The organism is Altererythrobacter sp. Z27 (assembly GCF_052683155.1).
Window position 1 is genome coordinate 1,154,886 of sequence record NZ_JBQYMC010000001.1, and the last position, 21,933, is coordinate 1,176,818.

The following is a 21,933-nucleotide window of genomic DNA, read 5'->3' on the forward strand; positions in this document are numbered from 1 at the left end:
GGGGGTACCATAGCGTAATGGAGATCCACCGGCTCAAGCTCAGCGGTTTCAAGAGCTTCGTCGAGCCGGCGGAATTGCGCGTGGAACCCGGGCTGACCGGGGTGGTCGGCCCCAATGGCTGCGGCAAGTCGAACCTGCTCGAAGCGATCCGCTGGGTGATGGGCGAGAATTCGCCCAAATCCATGCGCTCGGGCGGGATGGAAGACGTGATCTTTGCCGGCACCCAATCGCGCCCGCCGCGCGATTTCGCCGAAGTGGTGCTGCACGGGCGCGATGCCGAAGGCGAAGAGCTTTCAGTGACCCGCCGGATCGAGCGCGGCGCGGGCAGCGCCTATCGCGTCAACGGGCGTGACGTGCGCGCGAAGGACGTGGCGCTGACCTTTGCCGATGCCGCCACGGGCGCGCATTCTCCCGCGCTCGTCAGCCAGGGCAAGATCGCGCAAGTGATCGCCGCCAAGCCGACCGAGCGACGTGCCATGCTGGAAGAGGCGGCAGGCATCGCGGGCCTGCACGTGCGGCGCAAGGATGCCGAAGGCAAGCTGCGGCAGACAGAAGCCAACCTCGCGCGGCTCGAAGATTTGATGGCGGGGCTCGAAGCGCAGATTTCCTCGCTGCGTCGCCAGGCCAAGCAGGCCGAGCGCTACACCAAGCTTTCCGAGCAGATCAAGCTCGCCGAAGCGCGCCTGCTCTATGCCCGCTGGCGCGATGCCGCACGCATGGCCGAAGAGGCGTGCAAGGCGGCGCAGGCGGCGGAAATCCGCGTCACCGAAGCGAAATCGGCCGCAGACGAAGCGCAGAAGGCACAGGCGCAAGCCGCGCATGCCGTCAGCGAGGCGCGTGACGAACTGGCCGACCGGCGCGATGACGCCAGCGCGCACGGCCACCGCATGGCTGCGCTCACCAGCCAGCTCGAAGCCGCCGAACAGCGGCTGGCCGATCTTGAGCGGCAGAAGACGCGGCTCGAGGAAGATCGCGGCGATGCCGGGCGCGTGACCCACGACGCCGCGGAAGCACTGGCCCGGCTCGAACGCGACCTTGCAGCCAGCGCGGCTGCGCTCGCTGCCGACGAAGAGCGCCGCCCCGAAATACTACGCCGTACCGACGATGCCGACCGCGCTTCCCGCGCGGCCGAGCTGGCGCTGGCTCGCGCAACTGCCGATCACGCCGGGGTCGAGGCCGAATGGCGCGTCGCCGAAGCCGAAATCGTGCAAGCGCAAGCGCGGCTCGAGCGGCTCGATGCCGAACGTGCACGGCAGGACCGGCAATTGCAGGAGCTTGCCGCAGGCGGCGACCCGGCAGCCGCGGTGGAACAGGCTCGCAGCGAAGCCGAAACCGCTGCAAAGGCGCTCGAGCAATTGCGCGAGGCATTGGCTCACGGGCAGGCACGCAAGGCCGAACTCCAGGCGCAGCGCGACGAGGCTGGTGCCGCATCGGCTTCGGCCCGGGCGGAGCTGGCCGGGGTCGAACGCGAATACCAGGCATTGGTGCGCGACCGCGAAGCGCGTGAACGGCAGGCGAAGGGCCGTGCAGGCCTGCCCGCTGCGCTCGACAAGGTTGCGGTAGCACCCGGCTATGAACGCGCATTGGCCGCTGTGCTCGGCCGCGATGGCAAGTCGCCGCTGGGCCGCCCCGAAGGCGACAGCGACGGCAGGTTCTGGACCGGCGGGAATGCGCCCGCGCCGCTCGCCGACAGCCTGCTGGCGCATATCACCGCCTGCCCGGACGAGCTCAAACCACGCCTTGCGCTGGTGCATGTTGCGGACAGCGACGACGGGCGCACGCTGAAGCCGGGCGAATGGCTCGTCACCCGCGCAGGCCATTTGCGCCGTTGGGACGGGTTCGTGGCGCGCGGCGAAGGCGCGGCGGAAGCGGCGCGGCTCGAAGCCGCGAACCGGCTCGCGGAACTGGAACAGCAGCTCCCCGGCCTGCGCGAGGCACTTGCCGCAAGCGAGCAGGCAGAGGCTTCCGTGCGCGAAGAACTCACCGCGCTGCAGACTGACCTCGTCGCGCGCGAGCGGGCACTGGCGCAGGCAGCAGATGCCGAACGACAGGCATTGCGCGCACTCGACCAGGCCGAGGCGGCGCGCGAACGCTATGCGGTGCGAAGCCGCGAGATCGAGGAAGCGCTGGGGCAGCTCGCCGAAGAGATCGCGGCAGCTGGCAAGGATGTTTCCGCTGCCGAAGCCAAGCGTGCAGGGCTGCCCTCACCCGACAGCGGCAGGGCCACGCTCGAAGCGGCGCAGGCGCGCAATGAGGCCGCGCGCAGTGCAGTACAGGCGACCGCCGCCGAACTGGCCGCGCATGACCAGGCGCTGGCTGTCGCGCGCGAGCGCCTCGCCGCGCAACGCAGCGACAAGGCCAATTGGGAAGCCCGCTCAGGCGAAGCGGCGCGGCGCATGGCCGAAGTCGCGCGGCGGCTGGAAGAGATCGAGGAAGAACGCGCCGTGGTCGCGGCCAAGCCCGCCGGGCTGATGGCGGAGATCGAACAAGGCGACACGATGCGCGCACGACTCGCCACCGAACTGGCCCAAGCCGAGCGGGTCGTGGCCGAAGCGCAAGGCTCACTCGATGCCGCCGATCGCGCCTTCGCCGAAGCCAACGAGACACTCGCGACGCAGCGCGAAGCGCGCGCCGGGCTCACCGCAAGAGCGGAGAATGAAGAAGCGCGGCGCGGCGAGATGGCACGCATATCGGGCGAGCGCTTCCAGTGCCCGCCTCCGCTGCTGGCCGAACGTTTCGAGTTCGACCCCGAGCAGGTGGCCGATGCTTCCGCCGAATCCGAAGCGATGGAGCAGCTCACCGCCAGCCGCGAGCGGATCGGGCCGGTGAACCTTGTGGCTGCGGAAGAACTCAAGCGGATCGAGGAAGAGCACGGCGCGAATGCAGGCGAACAGGCCGAACTTGCGGAAGCCGTCAACCGGCTGCGCGGCTCGATCGGCAATCTCAACCGCGAGGGCCGTGAACGGCTGCGTGCCGCCTTCGAAGAGGTCGACGGACATTTCCGTACGCTCTTCACGCGGCTGTTCGAAGGCGGGCAGGCGCATCTGGCACTGGTGGACAGCGACGATCCGCTCGAAGCCGGGCTGGAAATCTATGCCCAGCCGCCGGGCAAGCGGCTGCAGAGCCTCAGCCTGCTGTCAGGCGGCGAGCAGGCGCTGACCGCGACCGCGCTGATCTTTGCACTGTTCCTGACCAATCCTGCGCCGATCTGCGTGCTCGACGAAGTCGACGCGCCGCTTGACGATGCCAATATCGAGCGTTTCTGCGACCTGCTCGATGCCATGGTGCGCGATACCAGCACACGCTACCTCATCGTCACCCACAATGCGGTGACCATGAGCCGGATGCACCGCCTGTTCGGCGTGACGATGGCGGAAAAGGGCGTGAGCCGCCTGGTCAGCGTGGATTTGGGCGAAGCGGAGCTGCTGGCAGCCGAATAGGGCTGCGTCAGAGGTCAAGCCTCGAGCGCGGCCGCCAGCCGGTTCCGGATCGATTTGAGCTGCCGCCGGATGTCATCTCCGCCGCTCGCTTGTTCGACTGAAATCGCCACACCCGCTTGCACAGCCAGTGGCGGCCTGCCCTGCGGCTTGCCTTCGCGGATCGCTGCCTTGGCGCCTTTCAGCGTATAGCCTTCGCTGTTGACCAGCCGGTCGATCGTTTCGACCAGCGTGACGTCTTCGGGCCGGTAGTAACGCCGCCCGCCGCTGCGTTTGAGCGGCTTGAGCATGGGGAATTGCTGTTCCCAGTATCGCAGGACATGCTGCTTGATGCCGAGCGCATCGCTCACTTCGCCGATGGTCCTCAGCGCACTCGCGTCCTTGCCATCGTCGAAGGAAGCCGACATCGGATCAATCGGCCTTGGCGATCCGCTCCTTGAGGAGCTGGCTGGCGCGGAAGGTCATCACCCGGCGCGGGGTAATGGGAACTTCGATGCCGGTCTTGGGATTGCGCCCGACGCGCTCGCGCTTGTCGCGCAATACAAAGGTACCAAAACCCGAAATCTTGACGTTTTCGCCCGCTTCGAGCGCTTTCGACATCTTTTCCAGGATTGCTTCAACCAGATCCAGAGATTCCGCCCGCGAGAAACCCATCTTGCGGTTGATTGTCTCAGCCAGGTCTGAGCGTGTTAGCGTGCCCACCGAACGCATCATGCGCTGCCTCCCTTATATCCCGACGACCCTCGCCGCACAGTGTATGGCGAACAAGTAAGCTTGGCAAATCACATGTTTGAGAGGGGGGCGATTGTTCACAGCCGGGCGAGGCAGGCGCCCCAGGTGAAGCCGCCACCCATGGCCTCGAACATCACCAGATCGCCGGGTTTGATGCGCCCGTCCTTGCGCGCCACATCGAACGCAAGCGGGACCGACGCCGCCGATGTGTTGGCGTGCTGGTCGACCGTCACGATGACCTTTTCATCGGCAATTCCAAGCTTCCGGGCAGTCGCATCGAGGATGCGCTTGTTCGCCTGGTGCGGCACGACCCAGTCGATATCAGCCGCAGAAAGCCCTGTATGTTCAAGGACTTCGTTGAGAACATCGGCCAGGTTCACCACCGCGTGGCGGAACACTTCGCGCCCCTTCATCCGCACATGGCCGACGGTCTGCGTGGTTGAGGGCCCGCCATCGGTATAGAGCAATTCGTGCTGCGCGCCGTCCGCATGAAGGCGTGTCGAGATGATGCCCGGCGCATCCTCCGAAGTGCATTCGGTCGCTTCCAGGATCACCGCTCCGGCCCCGTCGCCGAACAAAACGCAAGTGGTGCGATCTTCCCAATCGAGGATGCGGCTGAAGGTTTCCGCGCCGATCACAAGCGCGCGACTCGCAAGGCCCGTGCGCAGCATCGAGTCGGCAGTGGCGAGCGCATAGAGGAAGCCCGAACATACTGCCGCAACGTCGAAAGCGATCCCGCCATTGCAGCCAAGCGCATCCTGCACCTTGGTCGCGGTGGCCGGGAAAGTGTTGTCCGGAGTGGCGGTGGCGAGCACGATCAAATCGATCGACGCGCCGTCCATCCCGGCATCGGCCAGCGCCGCACGCGCAGCATCGATCGCCAGCGTCGCCGTGGTTTCGCCCTCGCCCGCGATATATCGCTGGCGGATCCCGCTGCGCTCGACGATCCATTCGTCGCTGGTATCGACGCGCTCAGCCAGTTCGGCATTGGTGACCACTTTGGCCGGAAGCGCCGACCCGCTGCCGCGAATGACCGAGCGGATCACTGTGACCCCTCGTCGGTCGCGCCACCATTGCCGGGCGCAACGCGCAGGCCGTCCTCGCCAAGTTCGGCAAGGTCATGCGTAATCCGCTGAGTCAGATTGTCCTCCAGGAGTCGGGCTGCGACCGCCACGGCATTTGCCACGCCCTTGGCGCTGGCGCTGCCATGGCTCTTCACCACAACGCCGTTCAGGCCGAGGAAGACCGCGCCATTGTGGTTGTTGGGGTCGAGGTGATGCCGCAGCAATTCGGTGGCCGGGCGCGAGACCAGGAAGCCGATCTTCGAACGCAGCGAGCTGGTGAAGGCATTGCGCAGCAGGTCAGTAACGAAGCGCGCAGTGCCTTCGATCGCCTTCAGCGCGATATTGCCCGAGAAACCGTCGGTCACCACCACGTCGACTTCGCCGCGGTTGATCTTGTCCGATTCGACATATCCGTCGAACTGCATTTCAAGGCCGGTGGCCTGCTGCAGCTGGGTCGCGGCTTCGCGCAACCGGTCGAACCCCTTGATTTCCTCGGTCCCGATATTGAGCAGGCGCACGCGCGGGCGCTCGCGCCCGGTCACGATGCGCGAATAGGCCGCGCCCATGATCGCGAATTGCACGAGGTTGCGGGCGTCGGCTTCGGTATTGGCGCCAAGGTCGAGCATGATCACGTCATTCTCGCCCAGCGTCGGCATCAACGCCGCGAGCGCCGGGCGGTCGATGCCGGGCATGGTGCGCAGTGCAAGCTTGCTCATCGCCATCAGCGCGCCGGTGTTGCCCGCGCTGACGGCAGCGCCCGCCTTGCCTTCCTTCACCGCATTGACCGCGAGGCCCATGCTGGTCGTCTTGGCGCGGCGCAAAGCGCGGCTGGGCAGCTCGTCGCCGGCCACCACGTCTTCGCAATGCAGGATTTCGGAGGCACCACGCATGTTCGGATGCGTTTCGAGTGCGCGGGCGATGCGCGCTTCGTCGCCTACCAGCAGGAACTGGAACTTGTCGTGCTGGCGACGGGCGAGCGCAGCGCCCTCGACCATCACGCGCACGCCTTCATCGCCGCCCATCGCATCAATAGCGATACGCGGCAGACTCATTCCTCGTCCTCCAGCTCAGCGGTGCTTAAAGGCCGACCGCGACAACCTCGCGACCATTATAATAGCCGCAGTGCGGGCACAGATTGTGCGGCCGCTTCAATTCGCCGCAGTTCGAGCATTCGTGGAATGCTTCGACCTTGAGCGAATCATGAGCGCGGCGATTGCCGCGACGATGGGGCGATACTTTCCTCTTGGGGACAGCCATGGCGGCACCTGTTCCTCAAACAAAACAACAAAATCGTGGGTCGCCCTAGGGCAGGCACGGCGGGCGCACAAGTCACTCGTGCGCGGCGTCGAACCCGGCCATGGCGGGAAGTCGCGCGCTATAGCGCAATTTTCCCCCGTTGCAACCCACATGGCAACTCGGTAGCAAATCACCACCCAAGGAGGAGAGGATCCCGCATGTACATGCTGCTACCCGTAACGCTATCCGCCGCAGCCGCGGCCGCAATCATCAATATCTGGCTCGGCATTCGCGTGGGGCAGATGCGCGGCAAGCTGAAAGTGATCCACGGCGACGATGCGGGCGGGCCGCTGACCCGCCGGATGCGCGCGCAGCTCAACTTCGTCGAGAACACGCCGTTCGTCCTGATTCTCGTGGCCGCGATCGAACTGAGCGGAAAAGGCGGCCAGTGGCTGGCCTATGTCGCCGGCCTTTATATGCTCGGCCGCATCGCGCATGGCATCGGCATGGATGGCGAAGGCCCGACCAAGCCGCGCATGATCGGCACGCTGATCACCATGCTGACCCTGCTCGGCCTGGCTATCGTGGCGGTGCTTGTCCTCACGGGGGTGATGTGATTCCGCTTCCTTTGTCGAGGCAATCGGCGAGCGACTAGCGAGCCGCAAGTCCGGCTGGGCGTCCGCAGCGACGCGACCTTCAGGTCGTGTGAGCGAGGAAATCGCACGACGGATGTCGTGCGGAACTAAGAAAGCGCGTAATCGCTGACGAAGGCGTTGGTCTTGCGTTCGTGGCCGAAGGTGCTGACCGGGCCATGGCCGGGAATGAAAGTGACGTCTTCGCCCAGCGGCCATAGCCGCTGCGTGATCGAATCGATCAATTGCTGGTGATTGCCGCGCGGGAAGTCGGTCCGTCCGATGCTGCCCTGGAACAGCACGTCGCCTACGATCGCGAAGCGGCTGGGGCCGTGGTAGAATACGACATGGCCGGGCGTGTGGCCGGGGCAATGGATCACGTCGAGCGTCAGTTCGCCCACGGTCACCGTGTCGCCATGCTTGAGCCAACGCGTCGGTTCAAAGCTCTTGGCGAACATGCCCCAGCGTGCGCCGTCATCATCGAGCTGCTCGATCCAGAAACGGTCATCCTCGTGCGGACCTTCGATCGGCAGGCCGAGCTCTTCGGCCAGCATGCCGGTCTGCCCGCAATGGTCGAGATGGCCATGCGTGACGAGCAGCTTTTCCAGCGTTACGCCAGCCTGGGCCACCCCGGCCTTGAGCTTGTCGAGATCGCCGCCGGGATCGACCAGCGCGCCTTTCATCGTCTTCGTGCACCAGATCAGTGAGCAATTCTGCTGCAGCGGCGTAACGGGTATGATCGCGGCCTTCATCGGCGGCACGGGCTTGGGCGTCGCATCGTTCATGCCGGTGGAAATGGCCAGTCGGCCGCAGCAATGCAAGGCGCATATTCGCTAGAACGGCAGTGGCGCCTTGTCCGGCGCCACCCATCCACGCCGAGCCTCGACGCTGAAAAGCCGGTCAGGCGTCCAATACTCGAGGATCCAGTCCGACTTGCCATAGGGGCCAGACAAGAGAGCCGCGAGCACCGTGGGGAGCGGTTCGCCGCCATCATGCGCATCATGCACCGCCCGCGCCGCTGCCAACGAAGCGATGGTGATGGTGTGATGATAGCCCGAACTGTCGGTGTTCGCCGTGCCATGCGCATCGTTGAGGCGCAGGATCACTTCGCGGAGCCCGTCCGGTTCGGCGAGATCCGCGCGGTGCCGGATGCACCACAGCGCCATCGCGAAATGCGCCGCATGGCTCCATTCGGCATAAGGCAGGCTGGTGTCGAGCACGCTCGCGGCGAGGCGTTCGATCGCTTCGTCTGAAGAAAATTCGGTCATTGGCTTGGTCCTTTATCGGAAAGGCCCGACCGGCACGAAAAACCCCGCCGGCCGGGCGGGGTTTCGGTTGGCTTGGTCTTGAAGGAAATTCGCTTCAGATGACAGGCACACCGATCGCCGCCGCAGGTATTTGGCGGCGCGTTTGGATGCCGGTCGTGGCTGAACGAAATTCCATGCAGGCGAGATGCCGTGTGCACGAGGAGAGGTCAAGCCGAAGAAAATGGCGTGAGGCTCGATCTGCGCGGCAGCGGTGTTCGCCGCCGCCTATGCCGTCGAAGCGCGCTGCGTGTGCTCGGCTGGCTGTAGCCCCGTCGAAATGAAAGACCCCGCCGACATGGCGGGGTCTCCATGGCTCACGCGCCAGGCCGGGGTAATATCAGCCCTGTACGCGAACCTTGCTGCATCAGGGTCAGCCTCGGCAAGCAACGCCGGGGTGGTGGAATTCGCCGGGTGCAAACCCGCCGAAGGCCTTCACCAGCATCCCATATGCCTGAACTTGCCCAAAGCCGTCCTCGCCAGGCGTGTCGTTATAGCCGCTGAAGCTGCAGATCGAGCTGGCGACATAGTCGTGGACTGGCGTGAATTTGCCATTGCCAGTGATTTCGCCAGCCAGAGCAGGCGTGGCGATCGCAAGAACCGCGATTGCTGCAACGAATTTGGATCTGGTCATTGTGGTCTCCCCAATAAGGACGATGCACGACCCAACGACCCGCTCTTATTCGCGCGAATCTATTCAGCATTGTGGCAGAAAAACGCCATCGCATTTCCGATTGGCGCAGGGCGATGTCGGACTGGCGCAAATCGCCGGTCGAGGCGCTAAATCCGTCCACCCTTCCAGACCACGCGACCGACTATCTCGACCTCATCCGCCGCCACTTCGACCGGCGGATAGGCGAGATTCTGGCTGAGCAGCGCCAGCCTTCCCGCGCCGGTCGAGGCCACACGCTTGACCATCAGCGTATCGCCCAGGCGGACGACATGCACTCCGTCACGGAAAGGGCGCGGAGTGCGGTCGACCAATATCTCATCGCCATCGCGCAGCAGCGGCTCCATGCTGTCACCCTCGACCGTGATGGCTGAAAGCTGCGCGCCCGCCAGCCCCTGCTCGCTGAGCCAACGGCGCGAAAAGCGGAAAGCGTCGAACGGCATCTCCGATAGCGGCATTGTACCCGGCCCGGCGGAGGCGCCGATATCGAGCCGCGGCACTTCGACCCAATCGGGGCGCAACAGCGCCGCGCCCGGCTTTGCGTAGGATTTTTCCTGCACCACCGCAGCGAAACCGCCCAGCTCCGCTTCATCCACGCCGAAGAAGCTCGCCAGCGTGCGGCGGTCCTGCTCCTCCAGCTTGCGGGGCGAACCCTTGCGAATAAATTGCTGCAAATAGCTGGGGTTGCGCCCGATCATGTCGGATAGCGCCGCAAGGCTGACCCCCGCCCCCTGCGCCAGTTCGAGCAGCCGTTCCCGCTCATTCTCGCCCTTGTCCATGGCTTCATTCCTCAACTCATCGGAAAATTCCTATATCATAGGATTTTTCCTAGACAAGTAGGAATTCGGATGGAACGAATAGGGAACGCAATCAATGATTCGCCAGCAATTCCAGACCAATGAGGGCCGCCATGCTGATAAGAACCGTCGAGAAATTCCTGCGCGAGCACGATATGGCCGCGACAAAGTTCGGTCGCCTAGCCGCGCATGATCCGCGCTTCGTGCTCGACCTGCGCATGGGAAGGACTCCCCGTCCGCACACCGAGGCGCGCGTCCGCCAATGGATGGCGGGCTATGCCCCCGAAATGAAGGGATATGTCCATGCGCGCTGAATTCATGGGGAAGAAGCGCCGCAACTATCGCTCGCGCCGCACGACGGGCGACCGCGTTCGCGAAGCGCTGCTGATGCTGGGCGAAGCCCAAGGATGCCTGCTGAACCACGGCGAGACGCCTTGGGCCAGCATCACCTTTGCCGGCTCGCGCCACGAACTGATGCTCGATTTTGCAGGGCCCGAAGCCGTGGCGGCGGGTGAGCGCTTCATCGCCGCCCTGCCCGATCACGAGTTCGCGATCCCCGGCCAGCTGGTGGCGGATGCGACCATCTCGTCAGTCAATCACATGATGCATCCAGCACCGCGCATGATCGTCACCGCGACCCTGCTGCTGCTGGAGGACGCGTAGCGCCTCAGTAACCCAATCGCGGATCGAACACCGGCGCGACCGGCTCACCCTTGAGATACTTGCCGAGATTTTCGAGGAAGCGATCTGCCGAACGCTGGAACATCTTGTCCTGCGCGCGCCCGGAAAGGTGCATGGTGACATGCGCATTGTCGAGCGTCCACAGCCTGTCTTCGGGCGGCAGCGGCTCGGGCGTCGTCACGTCGAGGAAGGCACCCCCGATCCGCTTGGCTTCGAGCGCTTCCACCAGCGCGGGCTGGTCGATCACAGCGCCGCGCGCGATGTTGACGATCACCGCATCGCTTTTCATCGCGGCGAGCTCTGCTGCGCCGATCATCCCATCCGTCTCCGGCGTTGCGGGCACTGCCAGGATCACCCAGTCGAATTCTCCCAGCTTGCCGCGCCACTGGTCAGGCGTGAGCGCGCCTTCTCCGCCCGACCGGCGCACCACGGTCACTTCGACGTCGAACGCCTCCAGCCGCGGCTTGATCAGCTTGCCGATCGCGCCATAGCCCAGCAGCAGCGCCTTCGAGCCTGCCAGTTCGCGCTTGCCGGGGCTGTCGAGCAGCCATTCGTGCCGTTCCTGCGCGCGCACCACGTCACGATAGCCCTTGGCGATGGTGAGCATCCCCATCACGACATATTCGGCGATGGTGATGGCGTTGATTCCCACGCCATTGGTGACGGTGATGTCGCGTTCGATCAGCACGTCCATCGGCAGGAAATCGAGCCCGGCATAGATCGAATTGAGCCATTTGAGCTTTGTGGCGGCGCGGACAGTGTCAGCCATGGCCTGCTTGTCATAGAGATCGAACCAGCCGATTTCGGCCTTCGGCGCCACTTGCATCGCCTCTTCCTGAGTCGCGAACCAATGCACATCGAGCCCTTCGGGCAAGCGCGGCTCGAGCAGCGGGCGAATCAAGGCGGAAAGGGCGAGCGTGGTCATGATAGGCTCCCGTATTGGCCGAGCATTGGCGGGCGATGGAGGCATTCGGCAAAATCGAACGGCCTGCAAGTCAGCGGCGGAACTTTCGCCGCATCGGGGTGAAGCGGGTTGAGATAGATCACATCGGCTTCGGGCAAGACGCGAGACCGGATGGCGACAGCCAGCGAGCGGCGCTGGTCGAGCCATTCGCTCACGAAAGCACGGATCGAGTCCTCGTCGGCATCGGGCACGCGCTCGGGCACGGAGTCAATCTCGGTCCAGCCCAGAACGAGATCGTCGGGAGCCTGGCTAAGGTCGGCTGGCTGGTAACGCAGCGCCACCAGCACCGCGAGCCCGGCCTCGCTGGCAAGGCTCACCACCGGGCAGCCCGGCGGGGCGTAGCGCGCTCCATGCAATTCGGCGCCCTTCCCGTCGAGCGCCACGAAGGGCGCACGGGTGAGCCGCCAGAGCCGCATCAGTCGAGCTTCCACTCCCAGCCGAGCGGATCGCCGTCCATCGCATCGACACCCTTGGCGGCGAGCTCGTTACGGATGGCATCGCTGGCGGCGAAATCCTTCTCGGCCCGCGCGGACTTGCGGCGGGCAAGGGCTTCCTCGATCTCGGCTCCGGTGATCTGCGCGGATTTGGGGCGGATACGCAGGTCGGCGCGGGTGAGGTTTAGGAGGTCGAGCCCCAGGACGGAATCCATCGCCGCCACGAGCGCCAGCTTCTGCGCAGGATCCACCTTCTTCGTTGCCAGAGCGTCTTCCAGCGCGGTCAGAGCGATGGCCGTATTCAGATCGTCCGATATGGCGACATCAAGCTTGTCGAGCGAAGCCTGGAGCTTCCCCCAATCGTCACCCTGAACTTGTTTCAGGGTCCATCCGTCAGAGCGCACCGACGGCTCGGAATTCGGCATGGATGCTGAAACGAGTTCAGCATGACGCGCCTTGAGTGTTTCTACCGCCATCACCATCCGCTTCAGCCGGGTCAGCGCGGCGCCCAGCCCTTCCCAGCTGAATTCCAGCTCGCTGCGGTAATGCGCCTGAAGGCACATCATGCGGTAGGCGAGCGGGTGGTAGCCCTTGTCGATCAGCAGCTGGAGCCGCAGGAACTCGCCCGCACTCTTGCTCATCTTCCCTGACCGTTCGACCAGGAAATTGTTGTGCATCCAGATGCGCGCGCCGGAATTCTCCGCGACGTCCAAGCCATTCGTGCAGCAAAACGCCTGGTTCTGCGCGATCTCGTTGGGGTGGTGGATTTCGCGGTGGTCGATCCCGCCGGTGTGGATATCGAAGGGGAAGCCCAGCAGCTTGCCGCCCATCACCGAGCATTCGAGGTGCCAGCCCGGCGCGCCCTTGCCCCATGGGCTGTCCCATTCCATCTGGCGCTTTTCGCCCGGCGGGGTCTTGCGCCAGATCGCGAAATCGGCGCCGTTGCGCTTGCCCTCGACCGCATCGATGCGGCCCTCCCCCTCATCGGTCACGGCGCGCGCAAGGCGGCCGTAATCGTCGACAGTCGAGACATCGAAATAGAGCCCACTGTCGAGCTCGTAGCAATGCTTGTCCGCGATCGACTTCGCGAAGTCGATCATCTCTTGGATGTAATCGGTCGCGACGGACCATTTGGCAGGCTCGCGGATATTGAGCGCCTTCACATCGGCCCAATATGCCTCGGTATAGTGCTTCGCGATGTCCCAGATCGACTGCGCCCGCTCGGCAGCCATCTTCTCCATCTTGTCCTCGCCCGCATCGGCATCGTCAGTGAGATGGCCGACATCGGTGATGTTGATGATGTGGGTGAGCTTGTAGCCCTTCCAGCTCAGCGTGCGGCCCAGCACGTCCGCAAAGACATAGGCGCGCATATTGCCGATGTGCGGATAGTTGTAGACCGTCGGCCCGCAGGTATAGACGCGCGCCTCGCCCGGATGGACCGGCTCGAAAGTCTCGAGCTTGCGCGTAAGGCTGTTGAACAGCTTGAGAGGAACGGCGTCTGTCATCGCGTGCGCGCTTTGCGGCGGCGCGCTGGCAAGGTCAATCCCACCCTTCCCAGTCGATCGATTCCGCAATGTCTGCGCGCGGAACGTCGAAGGTGTTCACTGGAGTATCGGGATCGCGATAGCCGATCGCGACGCCGCAGAAGAATGTGTGATCGTCAGGGATTTTGACGACTTCGCGGATCTGCGGGGAATAGACCGCCCACGCCTCCTGGAAGCAGGTGTCGAGCCCTTCCTCGCGCAGCAGCAAACCGACCGTCTGCAGCCACATGCCGATGTCAGACCATTGCGGCGGGCCCATATATTTGGGCGTGTGCACCAGCATCAGCACCGGGGCACCGAAAGCACGGAAATTCTCCGCGAACCACATCAGCCGCTTGGCCCGATCCTCGCGCGGGATGTCGAGCGCGGCATACATCGCCTCGCCCACGCCGAAACGGCGCGCTTCATAGGCGCCTTCGAGTTCGGGCGGGTAGATGTGGTATTCGGGGGCATGCGCTTCGCGCCCCTTGGGGAATTGCTCGGCCACCTTGGCGAACAGCGCCTGCATCGGCGCGCCGGTCAGGATCGTCGCATTCCACGGCTGGGTATTGCCGCCGGATGGCGATCGCTGCGCCTTTTCAAGCACGCGGGTAAGCGTGGCGCGATCGACCGGCTGGCCCGTGAACTTGCGCACAGAGCGGCGGGTGGCAACGGCTTCGGATACGTTCATCTACGCTTCTCATCCTCGAACAATTCGGCCAGCTGCTCGATGATCGTGCCGCCCAGCTGCTCGACATCCATGATCGTCACCGCGCGGCGATAATATCGCGTCACGTCGTGGCCGATCCCGATCGCCACCAGCTGCACCGGCGAGCGGTTTTCGATCCATTCGATCACCTTGCGCAGATGGCTTTCGAGATAGCCCGCGCTGTTGACGCTGAGCGTGCTGTCATCGACCGGCGCACCGTCCGAAATCACCATCAGGATGCGGCGATCCTCGCGCCGGCCGATCAGGCGGTTGTGCGCCCAAAGCAGCGCCTCGCCGTCGATGTTCTCCTTCAGCAGCCCTTCGCGCATCATCAGGCCCAGATTGCGGCGCGCGCGGCGCCACGGCTCATCGGCCTGCTTGTAGATGATATGTCGCAGATCGTTGAGGCGTCCGGGATTGGGCGGCTTTCCGTCTGCCAGCCATTGCTCGCGGCTTTGCCCGCCCTTCCACGCGCGCGTGGTGAAGCCGAGGATCTCGGTCTTGACCCCGCAGCGTTCGAGCGTGCGCGCAAGGATATCGGCGCTGATCGCGGCGATGCTGATCGGCCGCCCGCGCATCGAGCCCGAATTGTCGATCAGCAGCGTGACGATCGTGTCCTTGAACTCTACGTCGCGCTCGGTCTTGTAGGCGAGCGAAGTCCCCGGGGTGATGATCACGCGGGACAGCCGCGCGGCGTCGATCACGCCCTCTTCCTGGTCGAAATCCCAGCTGCGGTTCTGCTGCGCCATCAGGCGGCGCTGCAACCGGTTGGCGAGGCGCGTGACGACGCCCTGCAGGCCGGTGAGCTGGCTGTCGAGATAGGCGCGCAGCCGATCGAGCTCTTCATTGTCGCACAGCTCGCCTGCCGGCACTTCCTCGTCGAACTGGGTGGTGTAGGCGCGGTATTCGAAGCTGGAGGGAATGTCGGTCCACGGCCGGTTGGGCCGCACGGGCATCATGCCCTCCTCGCCCTCGTCGCCCGGCTCGCCTTCCGACATTTCCTGCTCGGACGACATTTCCGTCTGGCTCTCGCCATCGGCATCGCCTTCGGTCACGTCGCCGGCCATCTCGGTCGCCTGCGGGTCGCCCGCGCCCTGTTCCTGCTCGCCTTCGTGCTGTTCGTCCTGCCCGTCCTGGTCGTCGCCTTCCTCGCTGTCGCCTTCGTCGGGCGCGTCGGCGGGATGCGTCAGGTCGAGATGTTCGAGCAGGTCGAGGCTGAGCTCCTGGAAGGCCTTCTGGTCGTCGAGCGAATGCGCCAGCGCTTCAAGGTCGCCGCCCACCTTGCCTTCGATGAAGCCGCGCACCAGCTCCACCCCGGCCTTGGCGCGCTCGGGCACAGCTTCGCCGGTCAGCTTCTCGCGCAACATCAGCGCAAGCGCGGTCTGCAGCGGCACATCGTCCTGGCTCTGCGCGCGCGCGATCGGATCGGTCGCGATCCGCATGTCGAGCGCCGCATCGAGGTTCGAGCGCACTCCGCCGAAATTGTTCGCACCCAGCGCTTCGTAGCGGACTTGCTCGATCGCGTCGTAGCAGGCTCGCGCGACCGCTTCGGGCGGCGCATTGCGGCCATGCAGCGCGGCGTCGTGATGGCGCAGCTTGAGCGCGAAACTGTCGGCAAAGCCGCGCGCTTCGGCGACCTGCTCGGGCGGCAAATTGCGCCCGGGCAGCGGAACGCGGAAGTTCTTGCCCGATGAGGAGGGCGCATCCGCGCTCCACGCCACTTCCACCTCACCCTCGCGCGCCAGCGCCCGGCTTGCGCCGGTCAACGCGTGCTTGAAGCGATCGAGAGGGGTTTCCTGGGACAAATGCGTGCTTCTTGCAGTTTAACGGATGATCGACTGCCCCGTCTTTGCCCAATCGGCAAGGAAGCCTTCAATCCCCTTATCTGTCAGGACATGCTTGAACAGCGCCTTGATCACAGCGGGCGGCGCGGTCATCACGTCGGCGCCGATCCGGGCACTTTCGAGCACATGGGTGACATGGCGCACCGAAGCGACGAGGATTTCGGTTTCGAAATCGTAATTGTCATAGATCAGGCGAATGTCGCTGATCAGCTCCATCCCGTCGAAGCCATTGTCGTCATGCCGGCCGACGAAGGGCGAAACGAAAGTCGCGCCCGCCTTTGCCGCGAGCAGCGCCTGGTTGGCGCTGAAGCACAGGGTGACATTGACCATGGTGCCGTCAACCGTCAGCGCCTTGCAGGTCTTGAGCCCGTCGATCGTCAGCGGCACCTTGATGCAGACATTGTCCGCCAGCTTGCGCAGGATTTCGGCCTCTTTCATCATGGTTTCGTGATCAAGCGCGACCACTTCGGCCGATACCGGCCCGTCGACGATGGCGCAGATTTCCTTCGTTACTTCCATGAAGTCGCGGCCCGACTTGGCGATCAGCGAGGGGTTGGTCGTTACCCCGTCGAGCAGGCCGGTGGCGGCCAGTTCGCGGATGTCGTCGATCTCGGCAGTGTCGGCAAAGAATTTCATGGCTCGTTCCGAATCCTTGTAGGCGAATGTTTCGACCTGCCCTAATGGATCGCGATGCCATCGACCACCCGCTTCGGCGCGACAATCCCGATTCTCGCCGCAGCGCTGGCCGCAGCGCCTGCCTCTGCAGCGGATGAAAGCGCGCAATTCTGGATCTTCGGGGGAGCGACCGCTCCGGTCACGGACGACGTGACTTTCTCTGCGCTCGCTTTCCAGCGTTTTCGCGACGAAAGCCATGGCGGCGACGCGCAGGTCTTGAGAGGATCGATCGACTGGAAGCTCGACCCTGTGCTTACTCTCGGCGGCGGGCTGACCTATGTCCAGACCCCGTCGAGCCACCAGTGGCGCACACACCAGCAGGTATTGCTGACTTTCGATGCCCTCTCGTTCCGCACGCAGCTGGAAGAGGCCTACAAGCCCGATGCTGCGCGCCCGCAATTGCGGCTGCGCGAACGGGTGCAGGCCTCGCTCAAGCTCGACCCGAAGGACAAGCTGTTGCTATCGGGCGAACTGCTGTACCTGCTCCAGTCCGAAACGCCCGGTGAGGATGCCAGGGTCGACAGCTGGCGGGTGGCTGCGCAGGTCCAACGAAAACTGTCGGATCATTGGGATGGCACGCTTGGCTATATGATGATCCTCACCCCGAATAGCGACCGTGAAAACCAGATTGCCCATGCCCCGCAAGTGGGCATGATCTATCGATACTGAGCGCGCGTGCCGCCCATCCGGGTTGGAGGAGTCGCGATCGAGGCGTTAATATCCCTGACCCTCGTCCTTGTGGCACGCACGCCTCTCGGCCCATATGTGCAGCTCCGATGAACCGCATTCGCCTCCTCGTCTTCAACAGCGCGCTCAGCGTGCTCGACTATCGCGTGCCCGATGGCATGCGCGTCGAGCCCGGATCGGTGGTCGTGGCTCCGCTGGGACCGCGCCAGATCACCGGGATCGTGTGGGAAGCGGATCGGCTGCCCGGCGATGAAGTGCCCGCGGCAAAGTTGCGCCCGATCATCGAAGTGCTGCCGGTGCCGCCGCTTGCGGCGCCCTTGCGGCGGCTGATCGAGTGGACTGCCGATTACTATTGCGCGCCGATGAGCTCGGTGGCGCGAATGGTCATATCGAGCGGCGGTGCATTGAACGGCCCGGCCACTATGACCGAATATCGCCTGTCGGGCGGGATGCCCGAGCGAATGACCCTGCAGCGTGAACTGGCGATTGCCGCGCTCGAAGGCGAGCAGGCGACCATTCGCGAACTCGCGGGCATAGCGGGCGTTTCCGAAGGCGTGCTGCGCGGGCTGGCCAATCAAGGCGTGATCGAGCCGGTGACGGTTTCGATCGACCGCCCCTTCGCGCCCGCCGATCCCGATTTCGACGTGCCTGAGCTCTCGCCCGAGCAGCGCGAAGTGGCGGACGAACTTGTCGCTGCAGTGCGGGCGCGGGCTTTCGCGCCCTTCCTGCTCGACGGGGTCACCGGATCGGGCAAGACCGAGACCTATTTCGAGCCGATGGCGGAAGCGGTGCGGATGGGCCGCCAGGTGCTGGTGCTGCTGCCCGAAATCGCGCTTACCGAGAACTTCCTCAAGCGGTTCGAGCAGCGCTTCGGTTCCGCCCCCGTGCAGTGGCATTCCTCGCTCAAATCGACCGAGCGGCGGCGCGCATGGCGTGCAATCAGCGAAGGGACGGCGCAAGTCGTGGTCGGCGCGCGCTCAGCGCTGTTCCTGCCCTATCGCGACCTCGGCCTGATCGTGGTCGACGAAGCGCATGAGGTGAGCTTCAAGCAGGATGACGGCGTGCGCTACAACGCGCGCGATGTTGCCGTGATGCGCGCGCATTTCGAGGGCTTCCCGGTCGTGCTGGCAAGCGCGACCCCGGCGCTCGAAAGCCTGCACATGGCCGAAAGTGGCACCTACAAACGGCTCGAACTGCCCAGCCGTTTCGGCGGGGCCGAGCTGCCGCATATCGACACGATCGACCTGACAGAGGAGCCGCCGGAACGCGGGCACTGGCTTGCTCCCCGGCTGATCGCCGCGATCGAAGACCGGTTGGCGAAGGGCGAGCAATCGCTGCTGTTCCTCAACCGGCGTGGCTATGCCCCGCTGACCCTGTGTCGCAATTGCGGCTTCCGCTTCAAATGCCCCAATTGCAGCGCATGGCTGGTCGAGCATCGCCTTTCTGCGCGGCTCGCCTGCCATCACTGCGGGCATGAGGAGCAGCCGCCCGCAACCTGCCCCGAATGCGGCGAACCCGATTGCCTTGTCGCCTGCGGGCCGGGGGTCGAGCGGATCGCCGACGAAGTCGAGCAGCTGTTCCCCGAAGCGCGGGTCGCCGTGGCAACTTCCGACACGCTCAATTCGCCTGAGCGCGCTGCGGAATTCATCGAAGCGGCGGAAAGCGGCGCGATCGACATCATCATCGGCACGCAGCTCGTCACAAAGGGTTTCCATTTTCCCGAGCTCACACTGGTGGGCGTGATCGACGCGGACCTCGGCCTCGAAGGCGGAGACCTGCGCGCGGCCGAGCGGACTTACCAGCAGGTGGCGCAAGTGGCCGGGCGCGCGGGACGCGGCGCAAAATCGGGCGAAGTGCTGATCCAGACCCGCCATCCCGGCGCGGCGGTGATCGCGGCGCTGGCGGAAGGCAATCGCGACTCCTTCTACGAGGCCGAAACTGAAGCGCGCCGCCATGCGGGCGCACCGCCCTTCGGCCGCTGGGCGGCAATCATTATCTCAAGCGAGGACGACGCCGAAGCCCGCGAAGCCGCGAACCGGCTGGGCGCAACCCGCCCGCAGCACGACGGGCTGATGATCCTCGGCCCGGCCCCCGCCCCGCTGGCTTTGTTGCGCGGTCGCTATCGCTATCGCTTTCTCGTCAATGCGCGGCGCAATGCGCAATTGCAGGCGATCCTGAACGACTGGCTCGGTGGACACAGCTTCGCACCCGGTGTGCGCGTCGGGATCGACATCGACCCCTACAGCTTCGTTTAACCGGGCAGTCTTCGCACAAATATCACTCGACAGCGTGGCTCCCCAAGGCGAGGATCGCTTCCTGCCCGCAGCGCGGCCGAAACAGGGAGAGCCAGAACATGCTGACCGTCCATCACCTGCGCCTGTCGCAGTCCGAACGCATCGTCTGGCTATGCGAGGAATTGGGCATCGATTACGAACTCAAGCTCTATAACCGGCGCGAGGACAATCGGCTGGCGCCCGACGAATACAAGGCGCTGCACCCGATGGGCATTGCCCCGGTGATCACCGATGACGGTTTCGTGCTGGGCGAAAGCGGCGCGATCATCGACTGGATCATCGCCAAATATGGCGATCGGGGGCTCGTCCCCGCGAAGGACCATCCCGATTTCGCCGATCACCTGTTCTACTACCACTGGGCCAACGCCACTTTCATGACCAATGGCATGATGGGCCTCGTCTGCCAGTTCCTCGGCTCTGCGCCGCCGCCGTTCGTGGCCGACCGGATCGAGAAGGGCTGGGCGATCGTCGAACAGCGGCTGGGAGAAGCGGACTATTTCGGCGGAGGAGAGCTTTCCACCGCTGACATCATGATGGGCTTCCAGCTCACCACCAGCCGCGCGATGAGCGGGATGAGCATCGATCACATGCCCAACCTCAAGGCCTATCTGAAGCGGATCGGCGAACGCCCCGCCTACCAGCGCGCCATGGCAAAGGCCGAACCGGGAATGCCGCCCAAGCTCGACTAGGCAAAGAGTCGGCCGATCCCTACCAAGTGGAAGATCGCATAGGCGAGTCCGAAGAAAACTGCTGGAGTCAACCGGCCTTTTCCCGGCTGAGGAGCTCTTCCTTGATCTTCAGGCCATAGGCATAGCCGCCCAGCGTCCCGTCCGACTGGATCACGCGGTGGCACGGGATCAGCACTGCTATGTTGTTCGCACCGTTTGCGCCGCCCACAGCCCGGCTCGCCTTGGGATTGCCCAGCGCAGCAGCAAGCTCGCCATAGCTGCGGGTTTCCCCCGCGGGGATGCGGAGCAGTTCCTGCCACACGCGCTGCTGGAACGCGGTGCCTTTCACGTCGAGCGGGATATCGGCGCCAGTACCGGGTTGCTCGACCGCCTGCGTGACCCGTTCGAACAGCGCACGGAACTCCTCTCCGCCGCGGACAAGATCGGCCTTCGGGAAGCGCGCGCGCAATTCCTCTTCGCCTTCGTTGAAGCTGAGGCAGCACACGCCCTTTTCGGTCGCCGCGACCAGCATCGGCGCGACCGTGGTGTCGATCACACTCCAGTGGATCACCCGGCCCGCACCGCCATTCTTCCAGTCGCTGGGGGTCATGCCCATCTTGCCTTTCATTCCTTCGTAGAAGCGGCTCGGCGCTTCGTAACCGGCATCGTAGATCGCGTCGGTCACCCTTTCGGCCTGCCCCAGCGCATCGCGCGCCCGCTCTTCGCGGAGCGCGCGCGAATAGGCAGCAGGCGACAGGCCAGTCGCGCGCTTGAACACGCGCTGGAAATGCGCAGGGCTGTAACCGGTGATCGCGGCCAGCTCGTCAAGCCGTTCCGCCTCACCCAGCTTGATCGCTTCGATCGCCGCCAGCACGGCCGCTTCGTCGCGCCCCACTTCGTCGGGCCGACAGCGCTTGCATGGCCGGAGACCCGCCGCAAGCGCCTGCGCGCCGCTGGCGAAGAAGCGCACATTCTTGCGATCGGGGTGACGCGCCGCGCATGACGGCCGACAATAAATGCCGGTAGTGAGCACGCCGGTAACGAAGCGCCCGTCGAACGACCGGTCGCGCCGTTTCACGGCGTCCCATGCTTTACTATCGTCGAGCATCACGCCCTCCTCGCACGAGCCAGGAAACAGCCGCGTGCCACATTGTGCGCGTCGACTTCAACGATGCGTGGGTCTTCGAACAGCTTCAGCAGCCCTTCCTCGGCCCCGCCCGGCTCAGTCGTCATGGCATCGGCCATCATGCCCGCCGCATCGAAGCCGCGCAAGGACAGCGCGCGGGTGCGGAGCACCGGCGGAATCTCGTCCTCGAAGCGAGCGGGTGCCACAGCGGTTTCGCGCACGAATATGGCGTGGCTGGCGCGAAAGGGCGTGTCCTCGTCGCGGCTGTAGTGGTTGATCAGGATCGCCGTTTCGCCGGGATCTGCATCTTCCAGCGTAATGCGGCAGGGAAAGCCCGGCTTGTTTGTCACTGTGTACCGCAGGGCATTATATGCAGCCAGTTCGCCATCGGGCATGCCGATGAAACGTTCGAACTGCTGCGGGCTCAACCCTTCGATGATGTAGGCCATTCCTGTT

Annotated in this window: 24 protein-coding genes; 7 read left to right on the forward strand and 17 right to left on the reverse strand. The window is 64.6% G+C overall.

Going from position 1 to position 21,933, the window contains the following annotated elements; translation table 11 throughout:
• The first annotated feature begins 17 nt into the window (after nucleotides 1-17).
• A complete protein-coding gene (locus tag ACUJ47_RS05695; protein ID WP_445537454.1) occupies nucleotides 18-3,440 on the forward strand; it encodes an AAA family ATPase in 3,423 nt (1,140 codons plus the stop codon).
• Between the two features lie 14 nt (nucleotides 3,441-3,454).
• On the opposite strand, the gene ACUJ47_RS05700 is transcribed toward ACUJ47_RS05695, so the two are convergent.
• The 5 genes from ACUJ47_RS05700 to rpmF form a co-directional block, all read right to left on the reverse strand.
• Entirely contained in the window at nucleotides 3,455-3,844 is a 390-nt protein-coding gene (locus tag ACUJ47_RS05700; protein WP_445537455.1) for a MerR family transcriptional regulator, read from the reverse strand.
• Nucleotides 3,845-3,848: 4 nt separating this feature from the next.
• Nucleotides 3,849-4,151 (reverse strand): integration host factor subunit alpha, encoded by a 303-nt coding sequence (locus ACUJ47_RS05705; RefSeq protein ID WP_354144307.1) that lies wholly within the window; start codon nucleotides 4,149-4,151, stop codon nucleotides 3,849-3,851.
• Between the two features lie 95 nt (nucleotides 4,152-4,246).
• Nucleotides 4,247-5,215 (reverse strand): beta-ketoacyl-ACP synthase III, encoded by a 969-nt coding sequence (locus ACUJ47_RS05710; protein ID WP_445537456.1) that lies wholly within the window; start codon nucleotides 5,213-5,215, stop codon nucleotides 4,247-4,249.
• A complete protein-coding gene (gene plsX / locus ACUJ47_RS05715) occupies nucleotides 5,212-6,285 on the reverse strand; it encodes a phosphate acyltransferase PlsX (protein ID WP_445537457.1) in 1,074 nt (357 codons plus the stop codon). Before plsX ends, ACUJ47_RS05710 begins: the two co-directional genes overlap by 4 nt.
• Nucleotides 6,286-6,310: 25 nt before the next feature.
• A complete protein-coding gene (gene rpmF, locus ACUJ47_RS05720) occupies nucleotides 6,311-6,490 on the reverse strand; it encodes a 50S ribosomal protein L32 (protein ID WP_165197281.1) in 180 nt (59 codons plus the stop codon).
• Nucleotides 6,491-6,693: 203 nt separating this feature from the next.
• On the opposite strand from rpmF, the gene ACUJ47_RS05725 reads away from it, so the two are divergent.
• Nucleotides 6,694-7,086 (forward strand): MAPEG family protein, encoded by a 393-nt coding sequence (locus ACUJ47_RS05725; RefSeq protein WP_445538867.1) that lies wholly within the window; start codon nucleotides 6,694-6,696, stop codon nucleotides 7,084-7,086.
• 125 nt (nucleotides 7,087-7,211) lie between these two features.
• On the opposite strand, the gene ACUJ47_RS05730 is transcribed toward ACUJ47_RS05725, so the two are convergent.
• The 4 genes from ACUJ47_RS05730 to ACUJ47_RS05745 all read right to left on the reverse strand — a co-directional run bounded on the left by ACUJ47_RS05730 (nucleotide 7,212) and on the right by ACUJ47_RS05745 (nucleotide 9,854).
• Nucleotides 7,212-7,853, reverse strand: coding sequence for an MBL fold metallo-hydrolase (locus ACUJ47_RS05730; RefSeq protein WP_445538868.1), 642 nt, complete (start codon nucleotides 7,851-7,853; stop codon nucleotides 7,212-7,214).
• 81 nt (nucleotides 7,854-7,934) lie between these two features.
• A complete protein-coding gene (locus ACUJ47_RS05735; RefSeq protein ID WP_445537458.1) occupies nucleotides 7,935-8,369 on the reverse strand; it encodes a hypothetical protein in 435 nt (144 codons plus the stop codon).
• Between the two features lie 409 nt (nucleotides 8,370-8,778).
• Nucleotides 8,779-9,039 (reverse strand): hypothetical protein, encoded by a 261-nt coding sequence (locus ACUJ47_RS05740; RefSeq protein WP_354144302.1) that lies wholly within the window; start codon nucleotides 9,037-9,039, stop codon nucleotides 8,779-8,781.
• A 146-nt stretch (nucleotides 9,040-9,185) separates the two neighbouring features.
• Nucleotides 9,186-9,854 (reverse strand): S24 family peptidase, encoded by a 669-nt coding sequence (locus ACUJ47_RS05745; RefSeq protein WP_445537459.1) that lies wholly within the window; start codon nucleotides 9,852-9,854, stop codon nucleotides 9,186-9,188.
• A 131-nt stretch (nucleotides 9,855-9,985) separates the two neighbouring features.
• Here ACUJ47_RS05745 and ACUJ47_RS05750 point away from each other — a divergent pair, with 131 nt between their 5' ends.
• Complete coding sequence (locus tag ACUJ47_RS05750; RefSeq protein ID WP_445537460.1) at nucleotides 9,986-10,186, forward strand: hypothetical protein; 201 nt, start codon at nucleotides 9,986-9,988, stop codon at nucleotides 10,184-10,186.
• A complete protein-coding gene (locus ACUJ47_RS05755) occupies nucleotides 10,176-10,535 on the forward strand; it encodes a hypothetical protein (protein WP_445537461.1) in 360 nt (119 codons plus the stop codon). Before ACUJ47_RS05750 ends, ACUJ47_RS05755 begins: the two co-directional genes overlap by 11 nt.
• Before the next feature lie 4 nt (nucleotides 10,536-10,539).
• On the opposite strand, the gene ACUJ47_RS05760 is transcribed toward ACUJ47_RS05755, so the two are convergent.
• From ACUJ47_RS05760 to fsa, 6 genes are read right to left on the reverse strand one after another with little or no spacing between them, the layout of a single operon-like run.
• A complete protein-coding gene (locus ACUJ47_RS05760) occupies nucleotides 10,540-11,478 on the reverse strand; it encodes a D-2-hydroxyacid dehydrogenase (protein ID WP_445537462.1) in 939 nt (312 codons plus the stop codon).
• Nucleotides 11,475-11,933: an RES family NAD+ phosphorylase gene (locus ACUJ47_RS05765; protein ID WP_445537463.1), complete on the reverse strand. Its 459-nt coding sequence runs from the start codon at nucleotides 11,931-11,933 to the stop codon at nucleotides 11,475-11,477. Before ACUJ47_RS05765 ends, ACUJ47_RS05760 begins: the two co-directional genes overlap by 4 nt.
• Nucleotides 11,933-13,456, reverse strand: a complete 1,524-nt coding sequence (cysS, locus tag ACUJ47_RS05770) for a cysteine--tRNA ligase (RefSeq protein WP_445537464.1) — start codon at nucleotides 13,454-13,456, stop codon at nucleotides 11,933-11,935. The genes ACUJ47_RS05765 and cysS overlap by 1 nt, the downstream gene beginning before the upstream one ends.
• Before the next feature lie 34 nt (nucleotides 13,457-13,490).
• Entirely contained in the window at nucleotides 13,491-14,165 is a 675-nt protein-coding gene (locus ACUJ47_RS05775) for a nitroreductase (protein WP_445537465.1), read from the reverse strand.
• Nucleotides 14,162-15,988 (reverse strand): cobaltochelatase subunit CobT, encoded by a 1,827-nt coding sequence (gene cobT / locus ACUJ47_RS05780; RefSeq protein WP_445537466.1) that lies wholly within the window; start codon nucleotides 15,986-15,988, stop codon nucleotides 14,162-14,164. The genes ACUJ47_RS05775 and cobT overlap by 4 nt, the downstream gene beginning before the upstream one ends.
• An 18-nt stretch (nucleotides 15,989-16,006) precedes the next feature.
• Nucleotides 16,007-16,663: a fructose-6-phosphate aldolase gene (gene fsa, locus ACUJ47_RS05785; protein WP_445537467.1), complete on the reverse strand. Its 657-nt coding sequence runs from the start codon at nucleotides 16,661-16,663 to the stop codon at nucleotides 16,007-16,009.
• A 54-nt stretch (nucleotides 16,664-16,717) separates the two neighbouring features.
• Here fsa and ACUJ47_RS05790 point away from each other — a divergent pair, with 54 nt between their 5' ends.
• From ACUJ47_RS05790 to ACUJ47_RS05800, 3 genes are all read left to right on the forward strand, one after another.
• Nucleotides 16,718-17,371 carry a DUF2490 domain-containing protein gene (locus ACUJ47_RS05790; RefSeq protein ID WP_445537468.1) on the forward strand — a complete coding sequence of 218 codons (654 nt, stop codon included), beginning with the start codon at nucleotides 16,718-16,720 and terminating at the stop codon, nucleotides 17,369-17,371.
• Nucleotides 17,372-17,478: 107 nt separating this feature from the next.
• A complete protein-coding gene (locus tag ACUJ47_RS05795) occupies nucleotides 17,479-19,644 on the forward strand; it encodes a primosomal protein N' (protein ID WP_445537469.1) in 2,166 nt (721 codons plus the stop codon).
• A gap of 98 nt (nucleotides 19,645-19,742) precedes the next feature.
• Nucleotides 19,743-20,372: a glutathione S-transferase family protein gene (locus ACUJ47_RS05800; protein WP_445537470.1), complete on the forward strand. Its 630-nt coding sequence runs from the start codon at nucleotides 19,743-19,745 to the stop codon at nucleotides 20,370-20,372.
• 67 nt (nucleotides 20,373-20,439) lie between these two features.
• Here ACUJ47_RS05800 and ACUJ47_RS05805 read toward each other — a convergent pair whose 3' ends face one another.
• Entirely contained in the window at nucleotides 20,440-21,459 is a 1,020-nt protein-coding gene (locus ACUJ47_RS05805) for a bifunctional transcriptional activator/DNA repair enzyme AdaA (protein WP_445537471.1), read from the reverse strand.
• On the reverse strand, nucleotides 21,459-21,926 hold the full coding sequence (locus ACUJ47_RS05810; protein ID WP_445537472.1) for a DUF1203 domain-containing protein: 468 nt from the start codon (nucleotides 21,924-21,926) through the stop codon (nucleotides 21,459-21,461). The genes ACUJ47_RS05805 and ACUJ47_RS05810 overlap by 1 nt, the downstream gene beginning before the upstream one ends.
• Nucleotides 21,927-21,933: the final 7 nt, after the last annotated feature.

Coding starts and splice junctions, on each gene's coding strand:
- ACUJ47_RS05800 (WP_445537470.1), top strand. CDS start 19,743: ATGCTGACCGTCCATCACCTGCGCCTGTCGCAGTCCGAACGCATCGTC.
- ACUJ47_RS05795 (WP_445537469.1), top strand. CDS start 17,479: ATGAACCGCATTCGCCTCCTCGTCTTCAACAGCGCGCTCAGCGTGCTC.
- ACUJ47_RS05750 (WP_445537460.1), top strand. CDS start 9,986: ATGCTGATAAGAACCGTCGAGAAATTCCTGCGCGAGCACGATATGGCC.
- ACUJ47_RS05725 (WP_445538867.1), top strand. CDS start 6,694: ATGCTGCTACCCGTAACGCTATCCGCCGCAGCCGCGGCCGCAATCATC.
- ACUJ47_RS05705 (WP_354144307.1), bottom strand. CDS start 4,151: ATGATGCGTTCGGTGGGCACGCTAACACGCTCAGACCTGGCTGAGACA.
- ACUJ47_RS05745 (WP_445537459.1), bottom strand. CDS start 9,854: ATGGACAAGGGCGAGAATGAGCGGGAACGGCTGCTCGAACTGGCGCAG.
- ACUJ47_RS05700 (WP_445537455.1), bottom strand. CDS start 3,844: ATGTCGGCTTCCTTCGACGATGGCAAGGACGCGAGTGCGCTGAGGACC.
- fsa (WP_445537467.1), bottom strand. CDS start 16,663: ATGAAATTCTTTGCCGACACTGCCGAGATCGACGACATCCGCGAACTG.
- ACUJ47_RS05790 (WP_445537468.1), top strand. CDS start 16,718: ATGCCATCGACCACCCGCTTCGGCGCGACAATCCCGATTCTCGCCGCA.
- ACUJ47_RS05740 (WP_354144302.1), bottom strand. CDS start 9,039: ATGACCAGATCCAAATTCGTTGCAGCAATCGCGGTTCTTGCGATCGCC.
- ACUJ47_RS05765 (WP_445537463.1), bottom strand. CDS start 11,933: ATGCGGCTCTGGCGGCTCACCCGTGCGCCCTTCGTGGCGCTCGACGGG.
- ACUJ47_RS05735 (WP_445537458.1), bottom strand. CDS start 8,369: ATGACCGAATTTTCTTCAGACGAAGCGATCGAACGCCTCGCCGCGAGC.
- plsX (WP_445537457.1), bottom strand. CDS start 6,285: ATGAGTCTGCCGCGTATCGCTATTGATGCGATGGGCGGCGATGAAGGC.
- ACUJ47_RS05755 (WP_445537461.1), top strand. CDS start 10,176: ATGCGCGCTGAATTCATGGGGAAGAAGCGCCGCAACTATCGCTCGCGC.
- ACUJ47_RS05805 (WP_445537471.1), bottom strand. CDS start 21,459: ATGCTCGACGATAGTAAAGCATGGGACGCCGTGAAACGGCGCGACCGG.
- ACUJ47_RS05760 (WP_445537462.1), bottom strand. CDS start 11,478: ATGACCACGCTCGCCCTTTCCGCCTTGATTCGCCCGCTGCTCGAGCCG.
- cysS (WP_445537464.1), bottom strand. CDS start 13,456: ATGACAGACGCCGTTCCTCTCAAGCTGTTCAACAGCCTTACGCGCAAG.
- rpmF (WP_165197281.1), bottom strand. CDS start 6,490: ATGGCTGTCCCCAAGAGGAAAGTATCGCCCCATCGTCGCGGCAATCGC.
- ACUJ47_RS05730 (WP_445538868.1), bottom strand. CDS start 7,853: ATGAAGGCCGCGATCATACCCGTTACGCCGCTGCAGCAGAATTGCTCA.
- ACUJ47_RS05775 (WP_445537465.1), bottom strand. CDS start 14,165: ATGAACGTATCCGAAGCCGTTGCCACCCGCCGCTCTGTGCGCAAGTTC.
- ACUJ47_RS05695 (WP_445537454.1), top strand. CDS start 18: ATGGAGATCCACCGGCTCAAGCTCAGCGGTTTCAAGAGCTTCGTCGAG.
- ACUJ47_RS05810 (WP_445537472.1), bottom strand. CDS start 21,926: ATGGCCTACATCATCGAAGGGTTGAGCCCGCAGCAGTTCGAACGTTTC.